Source organism: Pseudotabrizicola sp. 4114 (genome assembly GCF_031457365.1).
In the GTDB taxonomy this organism is placed as follows: Bacteria; Pseudomonadota; Alphaproteobacteria; order Rhodobacterales; family Rhodobacteraceae; genus Pseudotabrizicola.
In genome coordinates, this window is record NZ_JAVDWP010000001.1 from 397,200 (window position 1) to 421,821 (window position 24,622).

Consider the following 24,622-nt stretch of genomic DNA (forward strand, 5'->3'; position numbering starts at 1 on the left):
CTCTCTCAGAAATCCAAATTCCATCGTAAGGAGCATCACATGGAACTCGCAGCAGCAGCCGCACTTGGCAAATTCATCGGCGCCGGCATTGCAGCCATCGGTGCGGGCATCGCCGCCGTCGGCGTGGGCAATGTGGCCGCCAACTACCTGGCAGGCGCACTGCGCAACCCGTCGGCAGCCGCCGGTCAGACCGCGACCCTGTTCATCGGTCTGGCGTTCGCCGAAGCTCTGGGCATCTTTGCCTTCCTCGTCGCCCTCCTGCTGATGTTCGCAGCCTGATCACCCTTTGACGTCTTGCGAAACAGGGGTGCAGCGCGCATGCGTTGCCCCCTTGAGTTTCAAAGGGTCCGATGGAGGACATGATGGCTACTGAAACACTCGCAGAAGGTGTTGCGCATGGCGGGGCTGCTGTCAGCTCTTGCCTTGGGCTGAACGGCAGTGCCATCGGCATGCCGCAGCTGTGCACCGACTGGATGCCGAACCAGATCTTCTGGCTTCTGGTTGCACTGATCGCGATTTACTTCTTTCTGTCGCGGATCGGTCTGCCGCGCATTGGCGCGGTTCTGGCCGAACGTCAGGGCACGATCAGCAATGACATTGCTGCCGCCGAAGAGATGAAGCTGCAGGCGGTTGCCGCTGAACGCGCCTATACCGACGCGCTGGCGCAGGCGCGGACCGATGCCAACAAGATCGTGGCAGAGGCCAAGGCCGAGATCCAGAAAGATCTGGATGTTGCTCTGGCCCGAGCCGATGCCGAGATTTCGGCAAAATCTGCCGAGTCCGAAGGCCGGATCGCGGAAATCCGCGCCGGTGCAATGGCGGCTGTGTCCGAGGTTGCCAAGGATACTGCGCAGGAACTGGTTGCGGCTCTGGGCGGATCGCGCGATGCCCGTGCTGTCACTGCGGCGGTTTCCGCCCGCATGAAGGGGTGATGCGATGACCAGACTGACCACCATGTTCCTGGCACTGGCGGCAAGCCCTGCGTTTGCGGCAACCGGCCCGTTCTTCAGCCTGCGCAACTCTGATTTCGTGGTGACGATCGCCTTTATCGTCTTCATCGGAATTCTGGTCTACTTCAAGGTTCCGTCCAAGATCACCGGCATGCTTGATGCACGCGCGGTTCAGATCAAGGCCGATCTGGAAGAGGCCCGCGCCCTGCGCGAAGAGGCCAAGGCCCTGCTGGCGTCGTATGAGCGCAAGCAGAAAGAGGTCAAGGAACAGTCGGAGCGGATCGTTGCAGCGGCGAAGGCCGAAGCAGAGGGCGCTGCGGCGCAGGCCAAGGCGGATATGCATCAGGCGATCGCCCGCCGGATGGCAGCGGCAGAAGAGCAGATTCAGGCCGCCGAAAATTCGGCTGTGCGGGCTGTGCGCGAAGAGGCGATTTCGGTCGCCGTTGCTGCGGCCGGTGCGGTGTTGGCCAAGCAGATGACGGCCGAGGCGGCACAAGCCTCGATCGACGCGGCGATCCAGCAGGTTGACGCCAAACTGCACTGATCTGATCCTGAGCGTGTAACAAATCAAAAACCGGCCCTTGGGCCGGTTTTTTCATGTGCGGGACTGCTCGTGCTGAAAGCGTTGCTGGGCAATCGCCTCATTCCGGTCGGCCCTGAGCTGATCGGAGAGCGATTGTTCCACATAGGTCAGATGCGCCTCGACCGCTGCGCGGGCGGCGGCAGGGTCGCGCGCCTGCAATCCGGTGTTGATGGCGCGGTGCTGGTCCAGCAGCAACTCGCGCGTGGTGCGGTTGCGGAACATCATTTGCCGGTTGTAGAACACCCCCTGCCGCAACAGGTCATACATCGACCGCATCATGTGCAGCATGACCACGTTATGGCTGGATTCGATGATGGCCAGATGGAACTGGGCGTCGAGGGCGGCCTCGTCCGTCGGGTCACGCTTGAGGTGGGCGGCTTCCATCTTCTGAAAAATCACATCGACGACCTTGAGGTCGGTGTCGGACCCAAGCCGCGCGGCGCGCTCGGCAGCCAGCCCCTCCATGTCGCGACGAAAGGCGATGTAATCGAACACCGCCTCGTCATGGGTGGCGAACAGCTGGACCAGCGCACCGGAAAAGGCAGAGCCGAGGACTTCGGCGACATAAATGCCGGCGCCGGCGCGGCTGGACAACAGGCCGCGCGCTTGCAGATCGGCCACCGCGTCACGCAAGGAGGGGCGGGAAACGCCCAGCCGGTCAGAAAGCTCGCGCTCGGACGGCAGCCGTTCACCGGGGCGCAGGATGCCGCGCAGGATCAGCTGCTCAATCTGGCGCACCACGGACTGCGAAAGCTTTTCGGTCTGGATCTTGGTAAAAGGCATGGGCGCGGGCACCTGATTGGATTGGTCAGAATCTATGACCGCAGCGCGCGGCACTCAAGGCCAATCTCTGCCGCTGAAATCCAATAAAAAAGGCCGCCCCGGTCAGGGGCGGCCCGGTCGGTGATCGCCGAGACCTTACGAGGTCGGGCGGATGAGGATTTCCACGCGGCGGTTTTGGGCGCGGCCCTGCGGCGTGGCGTTGGATGCGATCGGCTGGTCAAAGCCGCGACCGACATTGGTGATCCGGTTGAACGGAACGCCATTCTGGGTCAGCACGGATGACACAGCAGATGCACGGCGCTGCGACAGATCGTAGTTATAGGCGGCCGAGCCGGTGTTGTCGGTGTGGCCGATCACTTCGATCCGGCTGTTGGGATAGCGGATCAGGCTTTGTGCCACCGATCCCAGATCCGAGCGCAGGTCAGGCCGCAGCGACGTGCTGTCGACGGCGAAGAGCAGATCCTGAGGCAGGTTCACGGTCAGGTAGTCGCCGTTGTTGGTCACGGTCACGTTCGGATTGTTGATCGAGCTGCGCAGCTCTGACGCCTGACGGTCGAGCGTGGCGCCGATGGCACCGCCCGCCGCTGCGCCGATCACACCGCCGACGACCGCCTTGCGAAAGCTGTCGCTGCCGCCGCCACTGGCGCCGGCTGCGGCGCCGACGAGGCCGCCCATGATCGCGCCTTGCTGGGTGCGGGCGTTCGGATTGTCGGGATAGGCGTTCGGGTCAACACAAGCGGTCAGCGCCAGAAGCGAAGCCGCGGACAAAAGAAGGGGGGTCTTGAAGATCATTTCTGCCGCCTCATGAATACTATGCGTCGCGGGTAACACCCGCCGACTGCTTGCGCTGTATACCAATGCATCGGCCCACCATACAGTTCCCATCTGAATTGCGCAGAATTCCGCGCATCACATTGCGGTGTTGGCGGCATCTGCGCGGGCGGATTCGTGGGCAAGGATGGCGCGCTTGACCGGCAGGCCCCAGTGATAGCCGCCCAAGGCCCCGCTTTTGCGTACGGCGCGGTGGCAGGGGATCAGCAGGCTGATCGGGTTGCGCCCGACGGCGGTGCCGACGGCGCGCACGGCCTTTGGGTGGCCGATGACGGTGGCGATGTCGCTGTAGGTGGTGACATGGCCCGAGGGGATGCGCAAAAGCGCCTCCCAGACCTTGATCTGGAACGGCGCGCCGATCAGGAACAGCGGCGTATCGGCGTTCTGCCCGGGGCGCGCGCCAAAGGCTTGCAGCACCCATGGCCGCAACAGGGCGGGGTCGTGCACGAACTGCGCCTTTGGCCAACGACTGAGCAGGTCTTGCAGGGCCGCGTCTTCGCCGGTCTCAGAGGCAAAGCCGATGCCGCAGATGCCGCGTTCGGTGCCGGTGACGATGGCCCGGCCAAACGGGCTGTCGAACCAGCCGTGCCGGATGGTCAGCCCTTCGCCCGCGCGGGCGAAGTCGCCGGGTGTCATCGCCTCCCATGTCAGGAACAGGTCGTGCAGGCGGCCAGAGCCGGACAGCCCCGCGCCGTCTGCCGCCGCCAGCGTGGTGTGTCGGGTGGCGAGCAGCGATTTGGCGTGGTCGAGCGCCAGATATTGCTGATACCGCTTCGGGCTGACCCCGACCCAGGCCGAAAACAACCGCTGGAAATGCGCCGGGCTCATCCCCATGCGGGCGGCCAGAGCGTCAAGTGTCAGGCCCGGTCCGGCGGCGTCGATCTCGCGGATGGCACGGCCGATGACGTTGTAATGATAGTCGGGTGACAGGTCTGACATTGCGGCTCTCCTTGGCCCTTACCCTAAGGCCGGGACTATCGCTTTGCGACCCGTTTCCTGCGGCTTTTCCCGGCTTGCGATAGGGGGCGGAGTGTGGTGCAAACACCTATGGTCAGACAGCTTGATTACCACGACATGCGCGCCGTCTTTACCCGGTTCCAAGAGGCGGAGCCGGAACCGAAGGGCGAACTGGAGCATGTGAATGCCTTTACCCTTGTGGTCGCGGTCGCGCTGTCGGCGCAGGCGACGGACATAGGGGTGAACAAGGCCACGCGGGCGCTGTTTGCGATTGCCGATACGCCCGCCAGGATGCTCGCCATAGGGGAGGAGCGGCTGATGGACTATATCAAGACCATCGGCCTTTACCGCACCAAGGCCCGGAATGTGATCAAGTTGAGCCAGATTCTGGTGGATCAGTACGGGGGCGAGGTGCCATCAAGCCGGGCGGCGCTGCAGTCTTTGCCGGGCGTCGGGCGCAAGACGGCGAATGTGGTGCTGAACATGTGGTTTCATCAACCGGCGCAGGCGGTGGATACGCATATCTTTCGCGTCGGCAACCGGTCCGGCATCTGCCCCGGCCGCGATGTCGATGTGGTCGAACGCGCGATTGAGGATAACGTGCCTGCGGAATTTCAGCATCACGCGCATCACTGGCTTATTCTGCATGGCCGGTATATCTGCGTCGCGCGCAAACCCAAATGCGGTATCTGCCCGATCCGGGACTGGTGCCTTTACGAGGATAAAACCGAATGAAAACGTATCAGGTCGTCGGCATCGGCAATGCCATCGTTGATGTCTTTGCCCAGTCGGATGACAGCTTTCTGGAGCTGATGGGCATCGAAAAAGGCATCATGCAACTGGTGGAGCGCGAGCGCGGCGAATTGCTCTATGCCGCGATGAAAGACCGCAAGCAGGCGCCGGGCGGATCGGTGGCCAATACGCTGGCGGGTCTGGGCAATCTGGGGCTGAGCACAGGCTTTATCGGGCGGGTGCATGACGATGCGCTGGGGCGGTTCTATGCCAGGGCGATGGATGATAACGGCACCAGCTTTGTGAATGCGCCGGTGCCGGGGGGCGAATTGCCGACCTCGCGTTCGATGATCTTTGTCTCGCCCGATGGCGAGCGGTCGATGAACACCTATCTGGGGATTTCGTCCGAGCTTGGCCCCGAGGATGTGGCGGATGAGGTGGCGGGGCAGGCCGAGATCCTGTTCCTTGAAGGCTATCTTTACGACAAGCCCAAGGGGAAACAGGCGTTTGAGCGGGCGGCGCAGCTGTGCCGGGCCAATGGCGGCAAGGCCGGAATCGCGTTGTCAGACCCGTTCTGCGTGGACCGGCACCGCGACAGTTTCCGCCGTCTGGTCAAGGAGTTGGATTACGTGATCGGCAACGAGCACGAATGGGAATCGCTGTACCAGACCGACCTGAGCTCCGCGCTGGAACAGGCGGCGCAGGATTCGGGGCTGGTGGTCTGCACGCGGTCTGGTCACGATGTCATTCTGGTGCGGGGCGAAGAGCGGGCCGTGGCACCGGTCAAGCGGATCGTGCCGGTGGATGCGACCGGGGCAGGGGACCAGTTTGCCGCCGGGTTCATCTATGGCATGGCGACGGGGCAGAGCCTTGCCACCTCGGGCCGGATGGGCTGCGTGGCGGCGGCAGAGGTGATCAGCCATTTTGGCGCGCGGCCAGAGACGGACCTGAAAGCATTGTTCAGGCGTGAAGGGCTGATCTGACTCCAGCCGCCTGTACCCACATCGCGTCGATGCGGTCGATTTCCGCCGGATCAAAGCGGTCAGCCTCTTTCCAGTATTTGCCCGAGGGCACCAGATAGCCCAGCTCTGCCTCGCGGTGCAGGGCGGCGTCGGTCAGGTGCGCGTCATAGGGCTGCGGCCGCCGGGTGAGCAGGTCCGGGCGATCAGTGCGGGGAAAGATCAGGCGGCTCTCTACCGCGTCAGACAGGTTCACCACCGCACAACCCGCTTGTGCCGCCAGCACCATGAACCGCGCCGATTTCGCCTCCAGCGAGCGCAGCGTGATGTCGGGGCGGAGTGGATCGGCGGTGCCGGTACCGTAGAAATGGGTATGGCCGGTGGTGGGATAGACCATATCGCAGCCGACAAAGCCGATCACATTGGGGCGCAGCGCGCCAAGCGCCCAATAGGCGGCGGTAAAGGCCATGGTGCCGCCGGCATAGACAAAGCCGCCAAAGGTGTTTTGCAGCGGGACATAATCGGCCGAGGTCACGATCCGCTGGCCGGGGGCGGGGGATGCAGGCCGCCGCTCTGGCGGGAAGTCATCGGGGTGGATCAGCACATCCCAGTCAGGCCGCACCTGCCAGGCGTTGTTGATGGCAACCAGAGTGGCGCCATCCTTGGCCCAGCCCTGTGCGGCCAGCACGCCGGGGCCAGAGCCCATGATAATGACTGTGCGCATGTGGCTGCCCCGTTTCTGCTGCGCAGCAATCTAGACCGGCCTGCCCGCAAAGCCACCAGAGATTCAGTCGCCGAGCTTGGCGTGAACCTCATCCAGATCAATCTGGCCGATGGGCAGCTTGTTGCCCGGATTGTCGAAATCATATTTGAACAGCTGGAAGTCGCGTTTGTAGATCTCCCAGACCAGATGGCGCGACAGGTCGTCGAAATAGTCTTCGACCGGGTGCGCGCGCTTTGGCCCGTGGCCTTCGCTTTCGTTGAAGCGGGGGATTTTCTTCAGATCGACCGCGTGTTTGTGCCTGGTCTTGTCCAGCACCTCTTGCATGCCGTCGTTGAACATCTCGGTAAAGAAGATGTGGTCGTACTGCCCGCCATTGACGATAAAGGTCGAGATATGGCCCGACATTGCCGACCAGTGGATGTCAGGCTCCATCGGTTTGCGCCAGCGGATGGTGTCGCGGGCAAAGAGCAGAAAGCGGCGGAAGCTCTTGATCTGGTCAAAGTCGAAATCGGTCTCGGGGCTGCCGACCTCGACCCCGTATTTCTGCGCCAGTTGCGGCACCAGATTGCCGCGATAGCGTTTGCCGTTGCGCTGAATGCCGCAGATCTTGTCAAAGAACGACGACAGAATGCGCTGATAGGGGTTGCGCACACAGGTAAAGGCAAAGGATTTATGCGCCTTTACATTGCGTTCTATCAGCGGCTGGCTGTCGTCTTGCGCCCATTTGTGCAGGCCGTTTTTCGAATCGTGAATGTCACCATCAAAAAAACTGCCATGGTCGGAGTAGTACATGATCTGCCCGATGGTCGAACAGGCGCATTTCGGAACCACCCGATACACCATGCTTTCGCTTTCCGTCATCCAGGTGCCGGGAAAACCCATATCAAACTGCTCCATTCCTGCCGGGCTTGGGCACCCGATGCATTCTTGCGGTCAGATTCGCAAATAAACTCTGTCGTTTCAACGTGTGATAAAGCTATTTAGAGAAACAGTGACTCTGCCGCCTCGGGGACCGTCGCCACTATGGCAAGAATAGCCTACATCCTGCTGACCCACAAAGACCCTGATGGCATCATCGCGCAGGCAGAGCGGTTGACGGCTGCGGGCGATTTCGTGTCGATCCATTTTGACGCAAATGCGGTGCAAAAGGATTTTGACCAGATCCGCACGGCTCTGGCCTCCAACACATCGGTGGTGTTTGCCAAGCGCCGGGTCAAATGCGGCTGGGGCGAGTGGAGCCTGGTGGAGGCGTCGCTGCTGGCGGTGCGCGCGGCCGTTGAGGCGTTTCCCAAGGCCACGCATTTCTACATGCTGTCTGGCGATTGCATGCCGATCAAATCAGCGGAATACGCGCATGATTTTCTGGACCGGGACGATGTCGATTACATCGAAAGCGTCGATTTCTTCAACTCTGACTGGATCAAGACCGGCATCCGGGAAGAGCGGCTGATCTTTCGCCACTATTTCAACGAGCGCAGCCAGAAGGTCTGGTTCTATCGCTCGATGGACTGGCAGCGCAAACTGGGCCTGACGCGCAAGGTGCCCGCCGATATCCAGATGCAGATCGGGTCGCAATGGTGGTGCCTGCGCCGCCGCACGATTGAACAGCTGTTGCAGTTCTGCGACCGCCGCCGCGATGTGATGCGGTTTTTCCGCACGACATGGATCCCGGATGAGACGTTCTTTCAGACGCTGGTGCGCCATCTGGTGCCCGAGCATGATATCCGCTGCCGGACCCTGACCTTTCTGATGTTCACCGATTACGGGATGCCGGTGACGTTTTACAACGATCACTACGATCTGCTGCTCAGTCAGGATTACATCTTTGCCCGCAAGATCAGCCCGCAGGCCAAGGATCTGAAAGCCCGGCTTGGCAAGCTGTACACCACCCGGAACGTGCGGTTCCAGATCTCGAACGAGGGGCGGAGCCTGTTCAGGTTTCTGACCGGGCGGGGCCGGATCGGCCGCCGCTTTGCGCCCCGGTTCTGGGAGCGCGAAAGCACGCTGGGCCGCGAACGGCAGCTGATGATGGTGACCTGCAAGAAATGGCATGTCGCCAAACGGCTGGTCGACCGGGTGCGGCAGGTGACCAACATGCCGGCGATTGAATACCTGTTCAACGAAGACAGCACGCCCTTGCCCGATCTGGGCGGCATCCAGACCACGCTGGAAAAGCGTACCCGGCACCGCCGGGCACTGGTGCGGATGCTGTTCGACTATTGGCAGACCGACAAGCTGGTGCTGTGCATCGACCCGGCCAATGTCGATCTGATGCAGGATTTCTACAATGACAAGGCGACGGTCCGCCTGCTGGAAATCGACTGCGATTTTACCGATGATTACCTGATCGGCCATGCCCGGCGGGTCGGGCTGGCCGGCGACCGCACCCCGCAGGAAACCATTGACCGGCTGTTGCCGACCATCCGCTATGATGTAAAGTTTGAATCCGACCGCATCCGCGACGCCGGATTCAAGGATATGCACCGCATCCGCCAATCGGCATCGGTTGATGAAAACACACTGCCGCTGGCCGAGTTTCTTGATATCCCGGTCGAAAAGGCCCGCGAGATTGTGGGCACAGAATATCTGTTTGTGGACTGAATCTGTTTGTGGACTGAGCCAATGACAAAACCCTATGATCCCAATAACATCTTTGCCCGCATCCTGCGCGGCGAAATTCCCAACAAGACGGTGCTGGAAACCCCGCATACGCTGGCGTTTCACGACATTGGCCCGCAGGCACCCGTGCATGTGCTGGTGATCCCCAAGGGCGCTTATGTGGATTTTGCCGAGTTTGCGGCAAAAGCCTCTGCCGAAGAGATGGTCGATTTCCACCGCGCCTGCGCGCAGATCTGCGAAATGCTGGGTCTGACCGGGCCAGAGGGGTATCGCGCCATCACCAATGCCGGTACGCACGGCATGCAAGAGGTGCCGCATTACCATCTGCATATTCTGGGGGGGCGGGTGCTGGGTCGCCTTGTTGCGCCCGACTGATCAGGCAGGCGGGGGCGTCAGAACCATTGCCCCGGTTCCATCAGGCCAAGATCCATCAGTTGCTGGCTGTGCCATTCAAACGGGACAGAATTGTGCCAGCGGAAATCATGGATATCAAAACGTGACCCCGGATTGCTGCGCAAGGCCTTGGCGGTGCGGAACGACACCAGCGCGGTGGTGATGTTGTTGTGCCAGGGGCAGGCGTAGGTGTTCATCTCTTCGTCGGACAGGGTGAAATTCCTGCTCAGGGTCAGGCCGGGTCTGGTCTTGAACAGGCAGATCCGGTCGATCTTGCGGCGCTGGGGCGAGATATGTTCCTCGAACCTCCACCGCAGACCGCCAAAGAAATCCAGCTGACGTTCCTTGGGGTAATTGTGATTGGCGGGATCGGGGCGGCCAAGGGCGTAATAGCCTGACTTGTCCAGATGGGCGTCGGCCAGCGACACCGCATTGGGAAAGCGTTGCAGATCGCCGGCATAAAGGTCGATCATGTAGGTCAGAATGGCGTCACGCCGCTCTTCGCTTTGAAAGGTCAGCAGTTCCGGTATGTTGCGCGACTCGCAAAACGGGTGGAACAGGTATTCGGCGTTGTAGCAGTAGAACAGCCAGATGCCGGGGGCCGCTTCGATGATCTGGTTGACCGCCTCGACCAGTGCGCCTTCGGCATGCACATCGTGATCGACGCGGTGAACGCTGTCTTCGATCCCGGCGGGCAGGCTGATTTCGGGCGGGGCCAGCAGCACGACCACCGGAAAGCCTGCGGTCTGGTGGTGGCGCAGGGTGGTATCCACCTCGACCTCATCTTCGGCCATGATCACGGCGACCGGGCCTTTGCCAATGATCTCTTTGGCGACGGTCAGAAAGGCGGTCAGCCCGGTGTGGCGCATGTGTCCTCCGCTGGGGATGGCGATCCCGCTTGGTTGACGGCAGAATCGGCGATGGGGGCGCGTATTGCAAGGGGCTGGTTCTCTGGCACTGCGGGATTCGTGGCCGTGCGGCCCTGCGTTGCGCGCGGACGCAGTTCGCGGTAGAAGGCGCGCTGATCCACGGCGGGGTAAGCCATGTCTGATGCCAAGAAGCTGTTCATCAAGACCTACGGCTGTCAGATGAACGTCTATGACAGCGAGCGCATGGCCGAGGCCATGGGCGCGGACGGCTATACGCTGACCGAGGTGGTGGAAGATGCCGACATGGTGCTTTTGAACACCTGCCATATCCGCGAAAAGGCCAGCGAAAAGCTGTTTTCCGATCTGGGCCGGTTGCGGCCGTTGAAGGACGCAAAGCCCGGTCTGAAGATCGGGGTGGCGGGCTGTGTGGCGCAGGCCGAAGGGGCAGAAATTCAGCGGCGGATGCCCTTGGTCGATATTGTGGTCGGGCCGCAGGCCTATCATCGCTTGCCCGCGCTGGCGCGGGCGACGGGTCCGCAGGTCGATACCGAATTCCCCGCCGAGGACAAGTTTGACCATCTGCCGGAGCGCAAGGCGCTGCGGGGGCCGACGGCGTTTCTGACGGTGCAGGAAGGCTGCGACAAGTTCTGCGCCTTTTGCGTGGTGCCCTATACCCGTGGGGCCGAGGTCAGCCGCCCGGTCGACCGCATCCTGCGTGAGACGCGCGATCTGGTGTCGCGCGGGGTGCGCGAGGTCACGCTGCTGGGGCAGAATGTGAATGGTTATCATGGCGTTGGTGAGGGCGGCGACTGGACGCTGGGCCGGCTGATCCGCGCCCTGGCCGAGGTCGACGGGCTGGAGCGGATCCGCTATATGACCAGCCATCCCAATGACATGGATGATGACCTGATTGCCGCCCATGGCGATGTGCCGCAACTGATGCCCTATCTGCATCTGCCGGTGCAGTCCGGGTCTGACCGGATTCTGAAGGCGATGAACCGCAAGCACACCCGCGACGATTACTTCCGGGTGATCGACCGGATCCGGGCGGCGCGGCCCGATACGCTGTTCTCGTCTGATTTCATTGTCGGCTTTCCCGGTGAAACCGATGCCGATTTCGAGGCGACGCTGGATCTGGTGCGTCGGGTCGGCTTTGGTCAGTCGTATTCCTTCAAGTATTCCGCCCGCCCCGGCACCCCGGCTGCGGAAAAGCCCCCGGTGGAGGCTGCCGTGGCTGACCGGCGCTTGCAGGAACTGCAGGCGTTGATCCTGGAGCAGCAGCGCGCGGGCCAGGAGTCGATGGTCGGGCGTGAGGTGACGGTGCTTTATGAAAAGCCCGGACGCCAACCCGGTCAGATGGTTGGCAAATCTGACCACCTGCATGCCGTTCACGTGAATGACGCGACGGGGCGGGTGGGAGAGCTGGCGCGTGTGCGTGTCTTAGCTTCGTCTGCCAACTCTCTGTCGGCAGTCAGAATTTCGTAAACCTGCCCAATTGCCCGCCTGGGGGCAGGTTGTTTTGCCTTCGGAAACAGTCTCGGAAAATATTTGGGCGCGCGGGGCGGTATTGCCAAGCCTCTGCCACATAAATGCCCTGAATTGTTCAGATTTCGCTTTACTTCACTTTTCCTCGACGGCAATTCTGGTCTGATAAGTCTGCTCGTAAATAGTCACAATTGAAGGGGGCTGCTGCTGTGGAACGTTTTTCCAAAGCGTTGCGGATGATCCTGGGGGGAGCGGCGCTCGCGGTCGGTATGTCGGGTGCGACATCCGCCATGGCGCAGGGCGCTCCTCAGGTCACCGGCAAAATCGAATGGGGTGTGTGGATCGACGATGACGGTTGCATGCACTGGTGGGCCGATGGCGGTCTTGAAGGGTATATGGTTCCGCGCCGCAACCCGAAAGACGGCAAGCCGGTCTGTCTGAAGCGCAACACCTGTCTGGTGGAAAACACCGATCAGCTGTTTGCAACCGACTCGGCGCAGCTGACCTCGCATGGTCGGTCGCGGTTGCAGTCGTTCTTCCAGTCCGCAGGCGCATTCGGCTATGCCGTCTATGGCCATACCGACAGCCGCGCGTCGGATGAATACAACATGGGTCTGTCCAAGCGTCGTGCTGCTGCCGTGGCCAATGTCGCCCGTTCGGTCGGTGCCCATGTGGAACGCGAAATCGGCTTTGGCGAACGTCAGCCTGTCGCCTCGAACAATTCGGCTGCAGGCATGCAGAAGAATCGTCGGGTCGAAGTCGTCTGCTACCGGTGGTGATCAGCATGAACAATACATTCAAAATCGGTGCAATGTTTGCCGCCATGGCCCTGAGCGGCTGCGTGGCCGGCGATGGGCTGTCGCCCTATCGCGGCCCGGATTCGGTCATCGCGACCGGGGTGGACAAGGGGCGCGACACGGGCGTTCTGCGCAATGGCCAGGCGGCCATTGCCTATGACCCGGACGGCTGCCAGAACTGGATCATGGATGACGGCGTGGAAGGCTATTCCAGCCCGCGCTACGACCCGGTGTCGGGTCTGCCGGTCTGCAACAACCACTTCCCGCCGGGAACCGTGATCCGCAACTATCAGACCGGAACCGAAGGCATCCGGGACTATGTGCCCGGTCCGGGTATCCGTACCGTGGTGCGGCGCGGCAACTGACGCACGCAGTCTGCAAAATTCTGAGGGGCCACGGGGAACCGTGGCCCTTTTTGTCAGTTGGAGCCTTTGCCTGTCATTTGGGCAGCTGTCACATTTCCGTGCGGGTGCTGGACATAAAGTCAAAGCGACACGAAATCGGTGCTTGCCAGATCATGTGACGCGGCGCACGATACATACAGGCCCTAGCTAAAGGAGACCTCATTGGGCATCAGCGCGCTGACCCCCCCGACCAAACCCGAGGACATGATCGAGTCAGTTCTCGAATTTCCGGACAACCGTTTGCTGATAGATCTGTGCGGCGAGTTTGACCGCAATCTTGCACAGGTTGAACATCAGATTGGCGTTCACATTCTGCGGCGCGGCAACCGCCTTGCGGTGATCGGGGACAAGGGCGCGCGGGAGCAGGCGGCAGCCGTGCTGCGCAGCCTGTATGCCCGGCTCGAGTCCGGCCGCACGGTGGCGGCTGGCGATATTGACGGGGCGATGCGCCTTGGTCAGTCCACGCTGGGGGCCGAGGGCGAACAGATCGAGCTGTTCAATCCCGGCATGGAAATCCGCACCCGCAAAAAGCCGGTCGAGCCGCGGACAGAGGCGCAGAAGGCCTATGTCGCCAACCTGTTCAGCCATGAGCTTGGCTTTGGCATCGGGCCTGCGGGCACCGGCAAGACCTATCTGGCGGTGGCGGTCGGCGTGACCATGCTGGTGTCGGGCGCGGTCGAAAAGATCATCCTGTCCCGCCCGGCGGTTGAGGCGGGGGAGCGGTTGGGCTTTCTTCCCGGCGACATGAAGGAAAAAGTCGATCCCTACATGCAGCCGCTCTATGACGCGCTGAACGATTTCCTGCCCGCCAAGCAGGTTCAGAAGCTGCTGGAGGAAAAACGGATCGAGATCGCCCCGCTGGCCTTTATGCGCGGGCGGACACTGTCGAATGCCTTTGTGGTGCTGGATGAGGCACAGAACGCAACGACCATGCAGATGAAGATGTTCCTGACCCGGCTGGGGCAAGGGTCGCGCATGGTGATCACCGGCGACCGCACGCAAGTAGACCTGCCGCGCGGCATGCCGTCGGGGCTGGCCGATGCCGAGCGCATCCTGAAGGGGGTTCGCGGGGTAACGTTCAACTACTTCACTTCCAAAGATGTGGTGCGGCACCCGCTGGTGGCGCGGATCATCGAGGCTTACGAGTCGGATGAGGCGCCACAGGCCTGAGGGTCGGGACTGCTGAAAACGCCGGGGGGGGCTGTCTGCCCCCCCCGGACCCCCCCCGAGGATATTTTTACCAAGATAAAGGGGCTGGTCGTAGATTGGCTTGTCTGGCCACGTGGTCTGGAGTAGGGCGCGGGCATGGAACCGCTGGTCGATTGCGTGATTGAGGATGCCCGCTGGGAGGGTCTGGGGCTGGAGCCCCTTGCCTTGCGCGCGGCGTCGGCGGTGCTGACGGGGCTGGGATTGCCGGAACAGGGGTTCACCCTGTGCGTCATGGGCTGCGATGATGCGCGGATTTCGGTGCTGAATGCCGAGTTCCGGGACAAGCCTGCGCCGACCAATGTGCTGAGCTGGCCGTCGGAAGATCTGTCCGAAGGCGTGCCGGGTGTGGCCCCCGCGCTGCCGCTGGCAGGCGACGTGGCAGAGCCATGGTCGCTGGGCGACATTGCGATTTCCTATGACACCTGCGCGCGTGAGGCCGCAGCGGCGGACAAGCCGCTGGCGGACCATGTGACGCATCTGGTGGTTCATGGTGTGTTACATTTGCTGGGGTATGATCACATTGACGATGCAGATGCAGCACTGATGGAAAAACATGAGGTGGCGATACTTGCCACGCTTGGGGTTGATGACCCATATTGAACCGGCACCCGAACGGCGGGTGTTTTTAGGAAAAGGACCGATGGGCAGTAGTAACGACGGGTCTACGGCGGCGCAGGGCGCGCCGTCTGATGTGCAGGCCGAAGAAGATCAACCTCCGAGTAGAAGTCTTTTCGGGCGGTTGATGGGGGTGTTTTCCGGGGCCGACAGCCCGTCTGGTGGCAAATCCGACGATACCCTGGCTGCGATGCCTGCGGGCGGGCCCTCGGTGCCGGGCCTCAGCAATCTGCGGCGGCTGCGGGTCGATGATGTGGCGATCCCCAAGGTCGATATTGCCGCCGTTCCCATTGACATTGGCCGTGATGAGCTGGTCGAGGTGTTCCGCGAACAGGGATTTTCCCGGTTGCCGGTCTACAAGGGCACGCTGGACCATCCGCAGGGGCTGGTTTTGCTGAAAGATCTGGCGTTGCAGCATGGGTTCGGCTCGTCAGGCCGGTTTTCCCTGCGCAAGTTGTTGCGGCCCCTGTTGTTTGCCCCGCCGTCGATGCCGATTGGCGTCTTGCTGCAAAAGATGCAGCGTGAACGGGTCCATATGGCGCTGGTGATTGACGAGTATGGTGGCGTTGACGGGCTGGTGACCATCGAAGACCTGATCGAAACCGTCATCGGCGAGATCGAGGATGAGCATGACGAAGACGAAGGTCTGCTCTGGAAAGAGGAAAAGCCGGGGGTGTTTCTGGCGCAATCCACCGCTCCGCTGGAGGAGTTTGAGGCCCTGATCGGGTTCAAGCTGCGCAATGGCGAGGATGACGAAGAGATCGACACGCTGGGCGGGCTGGTCTTTGTGCGCACCGGCCGCGTACCGGTCCGCGGAGAGATCGTGCCGCACGAGTCGGGCGCCGAGTTTGAGGTGGTCGAGGCTGATCCGCGCCGGATCAAGCGGCTGAGGGTGCGGTTGCCGGGCAGTCTGCCCGATGCTGTGACCGAAACGGCGGCTCCGGTTCCGAAACTGGTGGAGCAGGCCGTCTCTTGACGATGCGCCAACGGATCTTTGGCGCGATGCCCGCTCGTCGGGCGGCGGCGCTGGATGTGCTGGCGGGGGCGGCGGTTGCCTTGGGGCAGGCGCCGCTTTCGGCGTGGTATCTGGCGTTTCCGGCGCTGGTCTGGGCGATGGCGCGCATGCTGCGACCTGCTTCGGTGGCGGGTTCGGGATGGGCCGGGCTGTTGGTGGGGGCGGGGTATTTCGGGGCCTCGCTCACCTGGATCGTGTCACCGTTTTTCATTGACCCTTGGGTCTATGGCTGGATGGCGCCGTTTGCGGTTGTCCTGATGGCCTTTGGCTTTGGGTTGTTTTGGGCGGCGGCGAATGCTGCGGCCTGCCGCTTTCCGCTGCGGCCCCTGGCGCTGGCCGCCGGGCTGGGCGCGGTGGAGCTGCTGCGCGGCTATATCCTGACCGGGTTTCCCTGGGCGCTGGTCGGGCACATGTGGCACGCGATGCCGCTGGTGCAGGTCACCGCGCTGGTCGGGGCAACCGGGCTGACGGTGCTGACGCTGGCGCTGGCCGCTTTGCCGCTGATGCACCGCTGGTGGGGGGCAGGGATGGCCGCTGCGGCGGTGGTTGCGGGAACCGGTTTTGGCCTGTGGCAGCTGGATCAGCCCGAGCCGCCGGCGCGGCCGGCGTCTTTGCGGCTGGTGCAGCCGAATGCCGAGCAGCATCTGAAATGGGATCCCGATCAGGCGCGAATCCTTTTCCACCGCCAGCTGGCGTTTACCCGTGACGGCACCCCCGCCGATCTGACGATCTGGCCGGAAACGGCGGTGCCCTATCTGCTGGAATATTCGCCGGAAGTGGCCCCGATCATCACGGATGCCTCGGGCGGGAACAAGGTGGCAATCGGCATTCAGCGGGTCGAGGGGGACCGGGGCTGGAATTCCTTGCGCGTGCTGGAGGGCGACGGGGCGCTGGTTGCGAGCTATGACAAGTTTCATCTGGTGCCGTTCGGCGAATACATGCCGATGGGCGATCTGTTGCAGAACTGGTTCGGGATCGGGGCGTTTGCGGCGCAGGTCGGCAATGGCTATTTGGCGGGAACCGGGCCGCAGGTGCTGGATCTGGGGCCAGAGCTTGGCCGTGTACTGCCATTGATCTGCTATGAAGCGGTGTTTCCGCAAATCCCGCGCGGCGCGCCAGAGCGCCCGGACTGGATGCTGCAGATCACCAATGATGCGTGGTTTGGCACGCTGACCGGGCCATTTCAGCATTTCGAGCAGGCGCGGCTGCGGGCAATCGAGCAGGGGCTGCCGCTGATCCGGGTGGCCAATACCGGGGTGACGGCGGTGATAGATGCCCGGGGCCGGGTGCTGCAGGCACTGGTCTTTGGTACGGCGGGCTATCTGGATGTGGCTTCGGTGCCCGGGGCGCTGGCGGCGACGCCTTATGCCAGATGGGGCGAGATCCCGGCAATTCTGCTGCTGTTGAGTCTTATTGCGCTTGCTTTGCGCCGGGGCAGGGCCGCCTTTGCTTGACGCTTTGTAACATAGGCTCTACGCACCATGCTGAACTGTCACAACGGCTTCCTGACGTGGCAGGGATCATTCAATTGGAGCACGACCCCATGAGCCGCAAGAATTACGTTTTTACCTCGGAATCCGTTTCCGAGGGGCATCCCGACAAGGTCTGTGACCGCGTTTCTGATGCCATTCTCGATGCATTTCTGACCGAAGAACCCAACGCCCGTGTCGCCTGTGAGACCTTTGCGACAACGAACCGCGTGGTTGTCGGCGGCGAGGTGGGGTTGTCAAGCAAAGCTGCCACCGATGCCATGCTGGAGCGTGTCGAAGGCATTGTCCGCGACTGCGTCAAGGACATCGGTTATGAGCAGGACGCGTTTCACTGGAAAACCCTGACAGTGCAGAATTACCTGCACGGCCAGTCGGCCCATATCGCACAGGGCGTTGACAAGGATGGTGCCGGTGATCAGGGCATCATGTTTGGCTACGCTTGCCGAGAAACCCCCGAGCTGATGCCCGCGCCGTTGCAATACGCGCAGGCGATCCTGCGCCGTCTGGCCGAGGTGCGCAAATCGGGCGAGCAGCCGACGCTGGGGCCGGACGCCAAATCGCAGCTGTCGCTGCGCTATGAGGATGGCAAGCCGGTTGAGGTCACCTCGATCGTGCTGTCGACCCAGCATGCGCTGGAAACCCAGACCTCGGATGATATCCGCGCGATTGTGGAGCCCTATATCCGCGAAGTGCTGCCCGAGGGCTGGCTGACCGACGCGACCAAATGGCACGTGAACCCAACGGGGATTTTCGTGATCGGCGGGCCGGATGGCGATGCCGGGCTGACCGGGCGCAAGATCATCGTGGACACTTACGGCGGTGCCGCCCCGCATGGCGGCGGCGCGTTTTCGGGCAAAGACCCGACCAAGGTGGACCGCTCGGCCGCCTATGCCGCGCGCTATCTGGCCAAGAATGTGGTGGCGGCCGGGCTGGCCGACCGCTGCACCTTGCAGGTGTCCTATGCAATCGGCGTGGCCGAGCCGCTGTCGATCTATGTCGATACCCACGGCACCGGTCAGGTGGAGGCGGCGCAGATCGAACGCGCTGTCGCCCTTTGCATGGACCTGACGCCGCGTGGCATCCGCACCCATCTGAACCTGAGCCGCCCGATCTATGCCCGCACCAGCGCCTATGGTCATTTTGGCCGCATGCCGGATGCGGATGGCGGTTTCAGCTGGGAAAAGACCGATCTGGTCGAGGCGCTGAAGAAAGCCGTCTGACATTTTTGCGCGCGCCCGGCTATTATCGGGCGCGCGTGTCTTGTTTTTGCTTCCCTTCCTTTTTTCAGGATGGACATCATGCTTTTTTCAGCAATTGCAGGTTTTACCCGCCCGGCCTTGATCAGCCTTGTCGCCGGGGGCGTGCTTTTGGCCTGTGTCCCGACACAGACTCAGCTGTCCGCCACGCGGATCAGCGCATCGACGCGCGAGTGTCGCGATCTTGCCGACAGTTCTGCCGCCTGCTTTTTCCGCAACTCTCCGGTGCGTCTGGAACAGCGTGTCATCCGTCTGCCGGGGCGGGCGCTGGAGTTTCGCCCCATCGCCGAGCCGCTGGAATTTGTCGATGGCAGCGGGCGCGACTGGGTGGCCCCTAAGGCCACACTGACCGATGGCGCGTCGATCCCCAAGGTGTTCATCCCCATCGTCGGTGACCCGCGCGCGCGGGAGTTCATCAATGCCGCCGCCGTGCATGACGCGTTTTGCGGGGTCGGCAACGAGGAGGGGGCGGCGTATCATTCGCGGACCTGGCAGGAGACTCACCGGGTGTTTTACGACTCGCTGATTGTGGGCGGCACCGAACCTGTCCGCGCCAAGGTGATGTTTGCGGCGGTCTGGCTGGGCGGGCCACGCTGGGAGGTGCATGACCGGCGTGAGACGCGGGCAGAGTCGCCGTTGCCGGGCGCGGTTCTGCAATCAGGTATGCGCGAGGCGCGCGACTACATCGAACGCTCTGACCCGACGATGCCGCAGCTGATCGGCTATCTGAGCTGGCTGGAATGGGATATGGGGCGGCGGGGCACGCGCGGGCGTGGTCCACAGGCGGCGGTCGTGACCGAGGCGTTGCCCGAACCGCCCCCGGCACCCGAGGTGCCCGCAGTGCCGGAGGCGCCGGTCGTCAACGGGCAAGGGCCTGCAGACATGCTGTAGTGCCTGTCAGACGGGGCAGAGGGTGCGGGCGGGCCCGGTCTTGACCCGCGCTGTTCATCCTGACACTAGGCGCGGCAGATAAGGGAACAGGATCACACCGCATGGCCGAGCCAACGGAACGTCGCAACTTTTATGGCCGGGTGCATGGCAAGACGCTGCGCGCCAGTCAAAAGGACTATCTGGCCAACGATCTGGAAAGCCTGCGCCTGCAGGGGGTGGCGCCGTCGGAGAACCCGGAGCGGACCCCGCTGGATCTGGCAGCGGTTTTTGAGACCCCGCGCCCGGTCTGGGTGGAGGTGGGCTTTGGCGGCGGTGAGCATCTGGTGCATATGGCGGCGCGCTACCCGCAGGTCGGGCTGATCGGCTGCGAGCCGTTTGTGAACGGCATTGCCATGCTCTTGGGCAAGATCCGGGCGGCGGGGGTCACCAATCTGGCGATCCACCCCGGCGATGCGCGCGATCTGTTCGACGTGCTGCCACCCGCCTCGGTCGACAAGGTGTTTCTGAACTATCCCGACCCCTGGCCCAAGGCCCGCCACCACCGCCGCCGCTTTGTGACGCCGGGCTATCTGGCGCTGCTGGCGCGGGTGATGAAGCCGGGGGCAGAGTTCCGGGTCGCAACCGACATTCCTGATTACGTGCGCCAGACGCTGGAAGAGCTGCCAAAGGCCAGTTTTGTGCTGGACCGCCAGACCGGCGTGGGCGAAGCTTGGGAGGACTGGATCTCGACCCGCTATGAGCAAAAAGCCCTGCGCGAGGGGCGCGCGCCGCACTACCTGACCTTTCACCGCGCGGCCTGACGCGGCCCCCCCACCCCGGCCCTCCCCCACGAGGGGGGAGGGAGGCGCATCAGCGGTCAGCAGGTGCGCCTGTGGCCGATGCAGAAGGGGGGCAGTGGGGTTTGGAGTGCCTCCCCTCCCCCTTGTGGGGAGGGACTGGGGGAGGGGGGAGACGCGCAGTCGGATCAGACGCGCAGGCCGATCAGCCTTGCGGGATCGCCCAGACCTCGCCGGGGGCGAGCGGCCGGAAGCGTTCGGAGGGGATCGCTTTGGCCGCGAGGGCGGTTTCCAATGCCGCCAAAGGCGCATCGCGCGCCTCGTCGGTCAGCTGGAAGGTGCCCCAGTGGTGGCCGATGGCATGGGCTGCGCCGGACAAAAGGAAGCCTTCGACCGCCTCTGCCGGGTTCTGGTGCTGACCTTGCATGAACCAGCGCGGCTCGTAGGCTCCGATTGGCAGGATCGCGGCGCGGATGACCCCGTGTTTCTCGCTCAATGCCCGGTAGGGCCGCCCCTGATCAAAGCCGGTGTCGCCAATGTGCAGCACCTTGCCGGCAGGCCCGGCGATCACGAAGGCCGCCCAGAGCGCCATCGAGCGGTCGGCCATCCCGCGTGCGGACCAGTGATGGCAGGGCTCGAAATGCACGGTCAGCGGGCCGAAATCCACGGCCTGCCCCCAGTCGGCCACGGTGATCCGCGCCTCGGGCACCGCGCTGCGGATGATCGCATCATTGCCCAAAGGCGTGAATATCTGCGGCGCGTGGGCCGCGTGCAGGCTGGCCAGCGTGGTCAGGTCAAGGTGGTCGTAGTGATTGTGGCTGAGCAGGATCGCGTCGATCCTTGGAAGATCGGCAAAGGCGATGCCGGGGGCCGCCACCCGCTTTGGCCCGGCAAAGGCCAGCGGGCTGGCGCGGTCGGACCAGACCGGATCGGTCAACAGGTTCACCCCCGCCGTCTGGATCAGCAATGTGGCATGGCCGACCATGGTGATGGTCAGATCATCCACCTGCGCGGCGGGCCGGGTGGCGGCCACCGGCACCTGAGCGGGCCATTTCGCGCGGTTGCCGCCGAATTGCCATTTCAGCACATCGGACAGCCCGCTGACTGGGGTGCCGCCCGGATTGAAGAACCGCGTGCCGTCAAAATGGTCCGAAGGCGGCCCGGCGTAATAGCGGTTGCGTGATGAGGATATGGCCATGGCTCCTGCGCCGCCGCCCAGCCCGAGGGTGGCGAGAAGGGCGGTCCCTTTGAGAAAATTGCGACGTTTCATGCCCTGTCGATATGCGGCTTGCCTGCCCCGCATCAACCCCCCATGGACCGCCGCCGCTGCTTGCGCTATCACCCGCTCGTTCACATTCGGGAGAAGATGATGTCCGGCCATGGCGAAGCGCAACCGATGACCTCCGCCAAATGCGGACCGCTGACGGGGACCGCTGCCGTTCCCGGTGACAAGTCGATCTCGCACCGGGCGCTGATCTTCGGCGCGATGGCGGTGGGAGAGACAAAGATCACTGGGCTGCTGGAAGGGCAGGATGTGCTGGACACCGCACGGGCGATGCGGGCTTTTGGCGCCGAGCTGGTGCAGCACGGGGCGGGCGCGTGGTCGGTGCATGGCGTGGGGGTCGGCGGGTTTTCGGAACCGGCTGATGTGATCGACTGCGGCAATTCCGGCACCGGCGTGCGGCTGATCATGGGCTGCATGGCGACCACGGCAATGACCGCGACCTTTACCGGTGATGCGTCGTTGCGCAAGCGGCCGATGGGGCGGGTCACCGACCCGCTGTCGCTGTTCGGGACCCAAGCCTACGGTCGCAAGGGCGGGCGCCTGCCGATGACGGTGGTTGGGGCGGCGAACCCGGTCCCGGTACGCTACGCGCTGCCGGTGGCTTCGGCGCAGGTGAAATCGGCGGTGCTGCTGGCCGGGCTGAACGCCCCCGGCGAGACCGTGGTGATCGAACGCGAGCCGACCCGCGACCATTCGGAGCGCATGCTGCTGGGCTTTGGCGCGCAATTGTCGGTCGAGAAAACCGCAGAGGGCCATGTCATCACCCTGACCGGCCGCCCCGAACTGCGCCCGCAGACTGTGGCAGTGCCGCGTGACCCGTCCTCGGCGGCGTTCCCGACCTGCGCGGCGCTGATTGTCGAGGGCTCCGATATTCTGGTGCCCGGTGTCAGCCAGAACCTGACCCGCAACGGGCTCTATATCACCCTGTCTGAGATGGGCGCAGAGATCGAATTCCGGAACCCGCGGGAAGAGGGCGGCGAGCCGGTCGCCGATCTGCGGGTGCGGTTTTCCGACAACATGCAGGGCATTGAAGTGCCGCCGGAGCGCGCGCCGTCGATGATCGACGAATACCCGATCCTGTCGGTTGTGGCGGCGTTCGCGCACGGCCGCACGGTGATGCGCGGCGTCAAGGAACTGCGGGTCAAGGAATCCGATCGCATCGACGCGATGGCGCGCGGGCTGGAGGCCTGCGGCGTGACCATCGAGGAAGACGAGGATACGCTGATCGTGCACGGCATGGGTCCGGGCGGCATGCCGGGGGGCGCAATCTGCGCCACCCATCTGGACCACCGGATTGCGATGTCTTTTCTCGTCGCCGGGATGGCATCGAAGGCCGCCGTGGCCGTCGATGACGCCTCGCCCATCGTCACCTCGTTTCCGATCTTCGAGGGGCTGATGAACGGTCTTGGGGCCGCGATCCGGCGGGGGTAGGCGCGAGATGATCTGAGGGTGCGCCGGGCTGCGCCGTCGGATGCCTCCGGCGGGAGTATTTGGAAAAGCTGCAATGCAAGACGGGTGCTGTGGATTGCACCTTTCTGAAATACTCCCGCCGGAGGCGTTCCGGCAGTGCGGGCAGGGGCTGACAGGACAGAAAGGCAGAGCATGATCTTTACAGTCGCCATCGACGGCCCGGCAGCTGCGGGCAAGGGCACCATCAGCCGCGCGGTGGCCGAAGCGTTCGGCTTTGCCCATCTGGACACCGGGGCGCTGTATCGGGCGGTCGGGGTCAAGGGCGGCGATCCTGTTCTGGCCGCCCAGACCCTGGGCCCCGAAGATCTGGCCCGCGACGATCTGCGCACGCTGGAGGCGGGGCAGGCGGCCAGCCGGGTGGCGGTGATCCCCGAGGTGCGCGCGGCCCTGCTGGCGTTTCAGCGCCGCTTTGCCCGGCGGGACGGCGGCGCGGTGCTGGACGGGCGCGACATCGGCACCGTGATCTGCCCCGAGGCGGAGGTGAAGCTGTTTGTGACGGCGAGCGCCTTGGTGCGGGCGCGCAGGCGCTGGCTGGAACTGGGCGGCGACGCGGCGTCGCGGTCGCTGGATGACGTGCTGGCCGAGGTGCAGGAGCGCGATGCCCGCGACATGAACCGCACGGATGCGCCGCTGAAACCGGCGGCGGATGCGTTGATGCTGGATACCTCCGAGCTGTCGGTCGAAGCGGCCACCGCGCGCGCAGTCGCGCAGGTGCGGGCACGGCTGGCGCAGACCCAGGGCTGACGCCCATTCCGAACAGGCGCTGTGCGCCGATGCACTTTGGTTTCGCCCTTTCGTGTCTTACATCATGCAGCGAAACAACAGAGGCGATCCAGCCCCGGATCGGCCAGCACAAGGCGCGACATCATGCTGCACGAAAAACTCAACTGGCGTTATGCTACCAAGAAAATGGACCCGTCCAAGCCAGTGGCGCAGGACAAGGTTGACCGCATTCTGGAGGCGATCCAGCTGGCCCCGACCTCCAGCGGCCTGCAGCCGTTTGAAGTGATCGTGGTCACCAACCCCGAGGTCAAGGCCAAGCTGCGCGAAGTCGGCTATGGTCAGGCGCAGATCACAGATGCGAGCCATGTGCTGGTGTTTGCCGCCTGGGACAATTACACCGCAGAGCGTATCGACGCCGTGGTCGATCAGCTGGTTGCAGAGCGTGGCCTGCCGCGCGAAGCCCTGTCCGAATACTACGACAATCTGAAGTCGATGCTGCTGCCGCGCGCGGCCGAGGCGAACTTTGAGCATGCCGCCCGTCAGGCCTATATCGCCTTTGGCATCGGCCTGACCGCTGCTGCGTTCGAATCGGTGGACTCGACCCCGATGGAAGGCTTTGATCCGGCCGCCGTCGACGAGATCCTTGGCCTGCGCGCCCGTGGCCTGCGGTCGGTGACGCTGCTGCCGCTGGGTTACCGCGCGGCCGAGGGGGACTGGCTGGAAGGCATGAAGAAAGTGCGCAAGCCTTTGGCCGAACTGGTGTCGGAAGTCGTCTGACCCGGCCAGCCGCCTCTGAGCTTGCCCCG

General features: G+C 63.4%; 27 protein-coding genes and 1 riboswitch. Of the genes, 20 read left to right on the forward strand and 7 right to left on the reverse strand.

Annotated elements, in window-relative coordinates; all coding sequences use genetic code 11:
- The first annotated feature begins 39 nt into the window (after positions 1-39).
- From J2X53_RS02005 to J2X53_RS02015, 3 genes are all read left to right on the forward strand, one after another.
- Positions 40-279: a F0F1 ATP synthase subunit C gene (locus tag J2X53_RS02005; protein ID WP_118150462.1), complete on the forward strand. Its 240-nt coding sequence runs from the start codon at positions 40-42 to the stop codon at positions 277-279.
- Positions 280-362: 83 nt separating this feature from the next.
- Positions 363-932, forward strand: a complete 570-nt coding sequence (locus tag J2X53_RS02010) for a F0F1 ATP synthase subunit B' (protein WP_349035806.1) — start codon at positions 363-365, stop codon at positions 930-932.
- Positions 933-936: 4 nt separating this feature from the next.
- Complete coding sequence (locus tag J2X53_RS02015; protein WP_349035807.1) at positions 937-1,494, forward strand: F0F1 ATP synthase subunit B; 558 nt, start codon at positions 937-939, stop codon at positions 1,492-1,494.
- A gap of 51 nt (positions 1,495-1,545) precedes the next feature.
- On the opposite strand, the gene J2X53_RS02020 is transcribed toward J2X53_RS02015, so the two are convergent.
- The 3 genes from J2X53_RS02020 to J2X53_RS02030 all read right to left on the reverse strand — a co-directional run bounded on the left by J2X53_RS02020 (position 1,546) and on the right by J2X53_RS02030 (position 4,086).
- Positions 1,546-2,316: an FCD domain-containing protein gene (locus J2X53_RS02020; protein ID WP_349035808.1), complete on the reverse strand. Its 771-nt coding sequence runs from the start codon at positions 2,314-2,316 to the stop codon at positions 1,546-1,548.
- A gap of 135 nt (positions 2,317-2,451) precedes the next feature.
- Complete coding sequence (locus tag J2X53_RS02025) at positions 2,452-3,108, reverse strand: OmpA family protein (protein ID WP_349035809.1); 657 nt, start codon at positions 3,106-3,108, stop codon at positions 2,452-2,454.
- Between the two features lie 117 nt (positions 3,109-3,225).
- A complete protein-coding gene (locus J2X53_RS02030) occupies positions 3,226-4,086 on the reverse strand; it encodes a bifunctional helix-turn-helix domain-containing protein/methylated-DNA--[protein]-cysteine S-methyltransferase (protein ID WP_349035810.1) in 861 nt (286 codons plus the stop codon).
- A gap of 108 nt (positions 4,087-4,194) precedes the next feature.
- On the opposite strand from J2X53_RS02030, the gene nth reads away from it, so the two are divergent.
- Together nth and J2X53_RS02040 are read left to right on the forward strand one after the other, a co-directional pair.
- Positions 4,195-4,839 carry an endonuclease III gene (nth, locus tag J2X53_RS02035; RefSeq protein ID WP_349035811.1) on the forward strand — a complete coding sequence of 215 codons (645 nt, stop codon included), beginning with the start codon at positions 4,195-4,197 and terminating at the stop codon, positions 4,837-4,839.
- The gene (locus J2X53_RS02040; protein WP_349035812.1) at positions 4,836-5,819 is read left to right on the forward strand and encodes an adenosine kinase; all 984 of its coding nucleotides are present in this window, start codon (positions 4,836-4,838) and stop codon (positions 5,817-5,819) included. The genes nth and J2X53_RS02040 overlap by 4 nt, the downstream gene beginning before the upstream one ends.
- Here J2X53_RS02040 and J2X53_RS02045 read toward each other — a convergent pair.
- Positions 5,797-6,519 carry a hypothetical protein gene (locus tag J2X53_RS02045; RefSeq protein WP_349035813.1) on the reverse strand — a complete coding sequence of 241 codons (723 nt, stop codon included), beginning with the start codon at positions 6,517-6,519 and terminating at the stop codon, positions 5,797-5,799. The two genes, J2X53_RS02040 and J2X53_RS02045, sit on opposite strands and share 23 nt — an antisense overlap.
- A 63-nt stretch (positions 6,520-6,582) precedes the next feature.
- Positions 6,583-7,401, reverse strand: coding sequence for a sulfotransferase family protein (locus J2X53_RS02050; RefSeq protein WP_349036279.1), 819 nt, complete (start codon positions 7,399-7,401; stop codon positions 6,583-6,585).
- Positions 7,402-7,542: 141 nt separating this feature from the next.
- Here J2X53_RS02050 and J2X53_RS02055 point away from each other — a divergent pair, with 141 nt between their 5' ends.
- On the forward strand, positions 7,543-9,120 hold the full coding sequence (locus J2X53_RS02055; RefSeq protein WP_349035814.1) for a DUF5928 domain-containing protein: 1,578 nt from the start codon (positions 7,543-7,545) through the stop codon (positions 9,118-9,120).
- Positions 9,121-9,141: 21 nt separating this feature from the next.
- Positions 9,142-9,513, forward strand: coding sequence for an HIT domain-containing protein (locus J2X53_RS02060; protein WP_349035815.1), 372 nt, complete (start codon positions 9,142-9,144; stop codon positions 9,511-9,513).
- Between the two features lie 17 nt (positions 9,514-9,530).
- On the opposite strand, the gene J2X53_RS02065 is transcribed toward J2X53_RS02060, so the two are convergent.
- Entirely contained in the window at positions 9,531-10,400 is an 870-nt protein-coding gene (locus tag J2X53_RS02065) for a hypothetical protein (RefSeq protein WP_349035816.1), read from the reverse strand.
- Positions 10,401-10,574: 174 nt separating this feature from the next.
- On the opposite strand from J2X53_RS02065, the gene miaB reads away from it, so the two are divergent.
- From miaB to trmB, 10 genes are all read left to right on the forward strand, one after another.
- The gene (gene miaB, locus J2X53_RS02070) at positions 10,575-11,885 is read left to right on the forward strand and encodes a tRNA (N6-isopentenyl adenosine(37)-C2)-methylthiotransferase MiaB (protein WP_349035817.1); all 1,311 of its coding nucleotides are present in this window, start codon (positions 10,575-10,577) and stop codon (positions 11,883-11,885) included.
- Between the two features lie 209 nt (positions 11,886-12,094).
- Positions 12,095-12,664, forward strand: coding sequence for an OmpA family protein (locus tag J2X53_RS02075; RefSeq protein WP_349035818.1), 570 nt, complete (start codon positions 12,095-12,097; stop codon positions 12,662-12,664).
- 5 nt (positions 12,665-12,669) lie between these two features.
- Positions 12,670-13,047 (forward strand): hypothetical protein, encoded by a 378-nt coding sequence (locus J2X53_RS02080; protein ID WP_349035819.1) that lies wholly within the window; start codon positions 12,670-12,672, stop codon positions 13,045-13,047.
- A gap of 243 nt (positions 13,048-13,290) precedes the next feature.
- Positions 13,291-14,256, forward strand: coding sequence for a PhoH family protein (locus tag J2X53_RS02085; protein ID WP_349036280.1), 966 nt, complete (start codon positions 13,291-13,293; stop codon positions 14,254-14,256).
- 135 nt (positions 14,257-14,391) lie between these two features.
- Positions 14,392-14,895: an rRNA maturation RNase YbeY gene (gene ybeY, locus J2X53_RS02090; protein ID WP_349035820.1), complete on the forward strand. Its 504-nt coding sequence runs from the start codon at positions 14,392-14,394 to the stop codon at positions 14,893-14,895.
- A gap of 40 nt (positions 14,896-14,935) precedes the next feature.
- Positions 14,936-15,886 carry a transporter associated domain-containing protein gene (locus tag J2X53_RS02095; protein WP_349036281.1) on the forward strand — a complete coding sequence of 317 codons (951 nt, stop codon included), beginning with the start codon at positions 14,936-14,938 and terminating at the stop codon, positions 15,884-15,886.
- A 2-nt stretch (positions 15,887-15,888) separates the two neighbouring features.
- Positions 15,889-17,379, forward strand: coding sequence for an apolipoprotein N-acyltransferase (lnt, locus tag J2X53_RS02100; RefSeq protein ID WP_349035821.1), 1,491 nt, complete (start codon positions 15,889-15,891; stop codon positions 17,377-17,379).
- A gap of 32 nt (positions 17,380-17,411) precedes the next feature.
- Positions 17,412-17,461: riboswitch (SAM-SAH riboswitch) on the forward strand.
- Between the two features lie 7 nt (positions 17,462-17,468).
- Positions 17,469-18,635, forward strand: a complete 1,167-nt coding sequence (gene metK / locus J2X53_RS02105) for a methionine adenosyltransferase (RefSeq protein ID WP_349035822.1) — start codon at positions 17,469-17,471, stop codon at positions 18,633-18,635.
- Between the two features lie 78 nt (positions 18,636-18,713).
- The gene (locus J2X53_RS02110) at positions 18,714-19,562 is read left to right on the forward strand and encodes a DUF1353 domain-containing protein (RefSeq protein ID WP_349035823.1); all 849 of its coding nucleotides are present in this window, start codon (positions 18,714-18,716) and stop codon (positions 19,560-19,562) included.
- 101 nt (positions 19,563-19,663) lie between these two features.
- Complete coding sequence (gene trmB, locus J2X53_RS02115) at positions 19,664-20,362, forward strand: tRNA (guanosine(46)-N7)-methyltransferase TrmB (protein ID WP_349035824.1); 699 nt, start codon at positions 19,664-19,666, stop codon at positions 20,360-20,362.
- Positions 20,363-20,543: 181 nt separating this feature from the next.
- Here the strand turns inward: trmB and J2X53_RS02120 are convergent, their stop codons facing one another.
- Positions 20,544-21,608: an MBL fold metallo-hydrolase gene (locus tag J2X53_RS02120; RefSeq protein ID WP_349035825.1), complete on the reverse strand. Its 1,065-nt coding sequence runs from the start codon at positions 21,606-21,608 to the stop codon at positions 20,544-20,546.
- Positions 21,609-21,707: 99 nt separating this feature from the next.
- Between J2X53_RS02120 and aroA the strand changes: the two genes are divergently transcribed.
- From aroA to J2X53_RS02135, 3 genes are all read left to right on the forward strand, one after another.
- Positions 21,708-23,054, forward strand: coding sequence for a 3-phosphoshikimate 1-carboxyvinyltransferase (gene aroA / locus J2X53_RS02125; protein WP_349035826.1), 1,347 nt, complete (start codon positions 21,708-21,710; stop codon positions 23,052-23,054).
- 171 nt (positions 23,055-23,225) lie between these two features.
- Positions 23,226-23,837 (forward strand): d(CMP) kinase, encoded by a 612-nt coding sequence (locus J2X53_RS02130; RefSeq protein WP_349035827.1) that lies wholly within the window; start codon positions 23,226-23,228, stop codon positions 23,835-23,837.
- Positions 23,838-23,960: 123 nt separating this feature from the next.
- Positions 23,961-24,593, forward strand: a complete 633-nt coding sequence (locus tag J2X53_RS02135; RefSeq protein WP_349035828.1) for an NAD(P)H-dependent oxidoreductase — start codon at positions 23,961-23,963, stop codon at positions 24,591-24,593.
- Positions 24,594-24,622: the final 29 nt, after the last annotated feature.

Bases quoted from the DNA above. Each gene is read 5' to 3' on its own strand.
- J2X53_RS02120 (WP_349035825.1), bottom strand. From the start codon at position 21,608: ATGAAACGTCGCAATTTTCTCAAAGGGACCGCCCTTCTCGCCACCCTC.
- ybeY (WP_349035820.1), top strand. From the start codon at position 14,392: ATGGAACCGCTGGTCGATTGCGTGATTGAGGATGCCCGCTGGGAGGGT.
- J2X53_RS02040 (WP_349035812.1), top strand. From the start codon at position 4,836: ATGAAAACGTATCAGGTCGTCGGCATCGGCAATGCCATCGTTGATGTC.
- J2X53_RS02110 (WP_349035823.1), top strand. From the start codon at position 18,714: ATGCTTTTTTCAGCAATTGCAGGTTTTACCCGCCCGGCCTTGATCAGC.
- J2X53_RS02060 (WP_349035815.1), top strand. From the start codon at position 9,142: ATGACAAAACCCTATGATCCCAATAACATCTTTGCCCGCATCCTGCGC.
- J2X53_RS02005 (WP_118150462.1), top strand. From the start codon at position 40: ATGGAACTCGCAGCAGCAGCCGCACTTGGCAAATTCATCGGCGCCGGC.
- J2X53_RS02065 (WP_349035816.1), bottom strand. From the start codon at position 10,400: ATGCGCCACACCGGGCTGACCGCCTTTCTGACCGTCGCCAAAGAGATC.
- trmB (WP_349035824.1), top strand. From the start codon at position 19,664: ATGGCCGAGCCAACGGAACGTCGCAACTTTTATGGCCGGGTGCATGGC.
- J2X53_RS02095 (WP_349036281.1), top strand. From the start codon at position 14,936: ATGGGCAGTAGTAACGACGGGTCTACGGCGGCGCAGGGCGCGCCGTCT.
- J2X53_RS02010 (WP_349035806.1), top strand. From the start codon at position 363: ATGGCTACTGAAACACTCGCAGAAGGTGTTGCGCATGGCGGGGCTGCT.
- J2X53_RS02130 (WP_349035827.1), top strand. From the start codon at position 23,226: ATGATCTTTACAGTCGCCATCGACGGCCCGGCAGCTGCGGGCAAGGGC.
- J2X53_RS02020 (WP_349035808.1), bottom strand. From the start codon at position 2,316: ATGCCTTTTACCAAGATCCAGACCGAAAAGCTTTCGCAGTCCGTGGTG.
- aroA (WP_349035826.1), top strand. From the start codon at position 21,708: ATGTCCGGCCATGGCGAAGCGCAACCGATGACCTCCGCCAAATGCGGA.
- J2X53_RS02045 (WP_349035813.1), bottom strand. From the start codon at position 6,519: ATGCGCACAGTCATTATCATGGGCTCTGGCCCCGGCGTGCTGGCCGCA.
- J2X53_RS02025 (WP_349035809.1), bottom strand. From the start codon at position 3,108: ATGATCTTCAAGACCCCCCTTCTTTTGTCCGCGGCTTCGCTTCTGGCG.
- lnt (WP_349035821.1), top strand. From the start codon at position 15,889: ATGCGCCAACGGATCTTTGGCGCGATGCCCGCTCGTCGGGCGGCGGCG.
- nth (WP_349035811.1), top strand. From the start codon at position 4,195: ATGGTCAGACAGCTTGATTACCACGACATGCGCGCCGTCTTTACCCGG.
- J2X53_RS02015 (WP_349035807.1), top strand. From the start codon at position 937: ATGACCAGACTGACCACCATGTTCCTGGCACTGGCGGCAAGCCCTGCG.
- J2X53_RS02055 (WP_349035814.1), top strand. From the start codon at position 7,543: ATGGCAAGAATAGCCTACATCCTGCTGACCCACAAAGACCCTGATGGC.
- J2X53_RS02050 (WP_349036279.1), bottom strand. From the start codon at position 7,401: ATGGGTTTTCCCGGCACCTGGATGACGGAAAGCGAAAGCATGGTGTAT.
- J2X53_RS02080 (WP_349035819.1), top strand. From the start codon at position 12,670: ATGAACAATACATTCAAAATCGGTGCAATGTTTGCCGCCATGGCCCTG.
- miaB (WP_349035817.1), top strand. From the start codon at position 10,575: ATGTCTGATGCCAAGAAGCTGTTCATCAAGACCTACGGCTGTCAGATG.
- metK (WP_349035822.1), top strand. From the start codon at position 17,469: ATGAGCCGCAAGAATTACGTTTTTACCTCGGAATCCGTTTCCGAGGGG.
- J2X53_RS02135 (WP_349035828.1), top strand. From the start codon at position 23,961: ATGCTGCACGAAAAACTCAACTGGCGTTATGCTACCAAGAAAATGGAC.
- J2X53_RS02030 (WP_349035810.1), bottom strand. From the start codon at position 4,086: ATGTCAGACCTGTCACCCGACTATCATTACAACGTCATCGGCCGTGCC.
- J2X53_RS02085 (WP_349036280.1), top strand. From the start codon at position 13,291: ATGATCGAGTCAGTTCTCGAATTTCCGGACAACCGTTTGCTGATAGAT.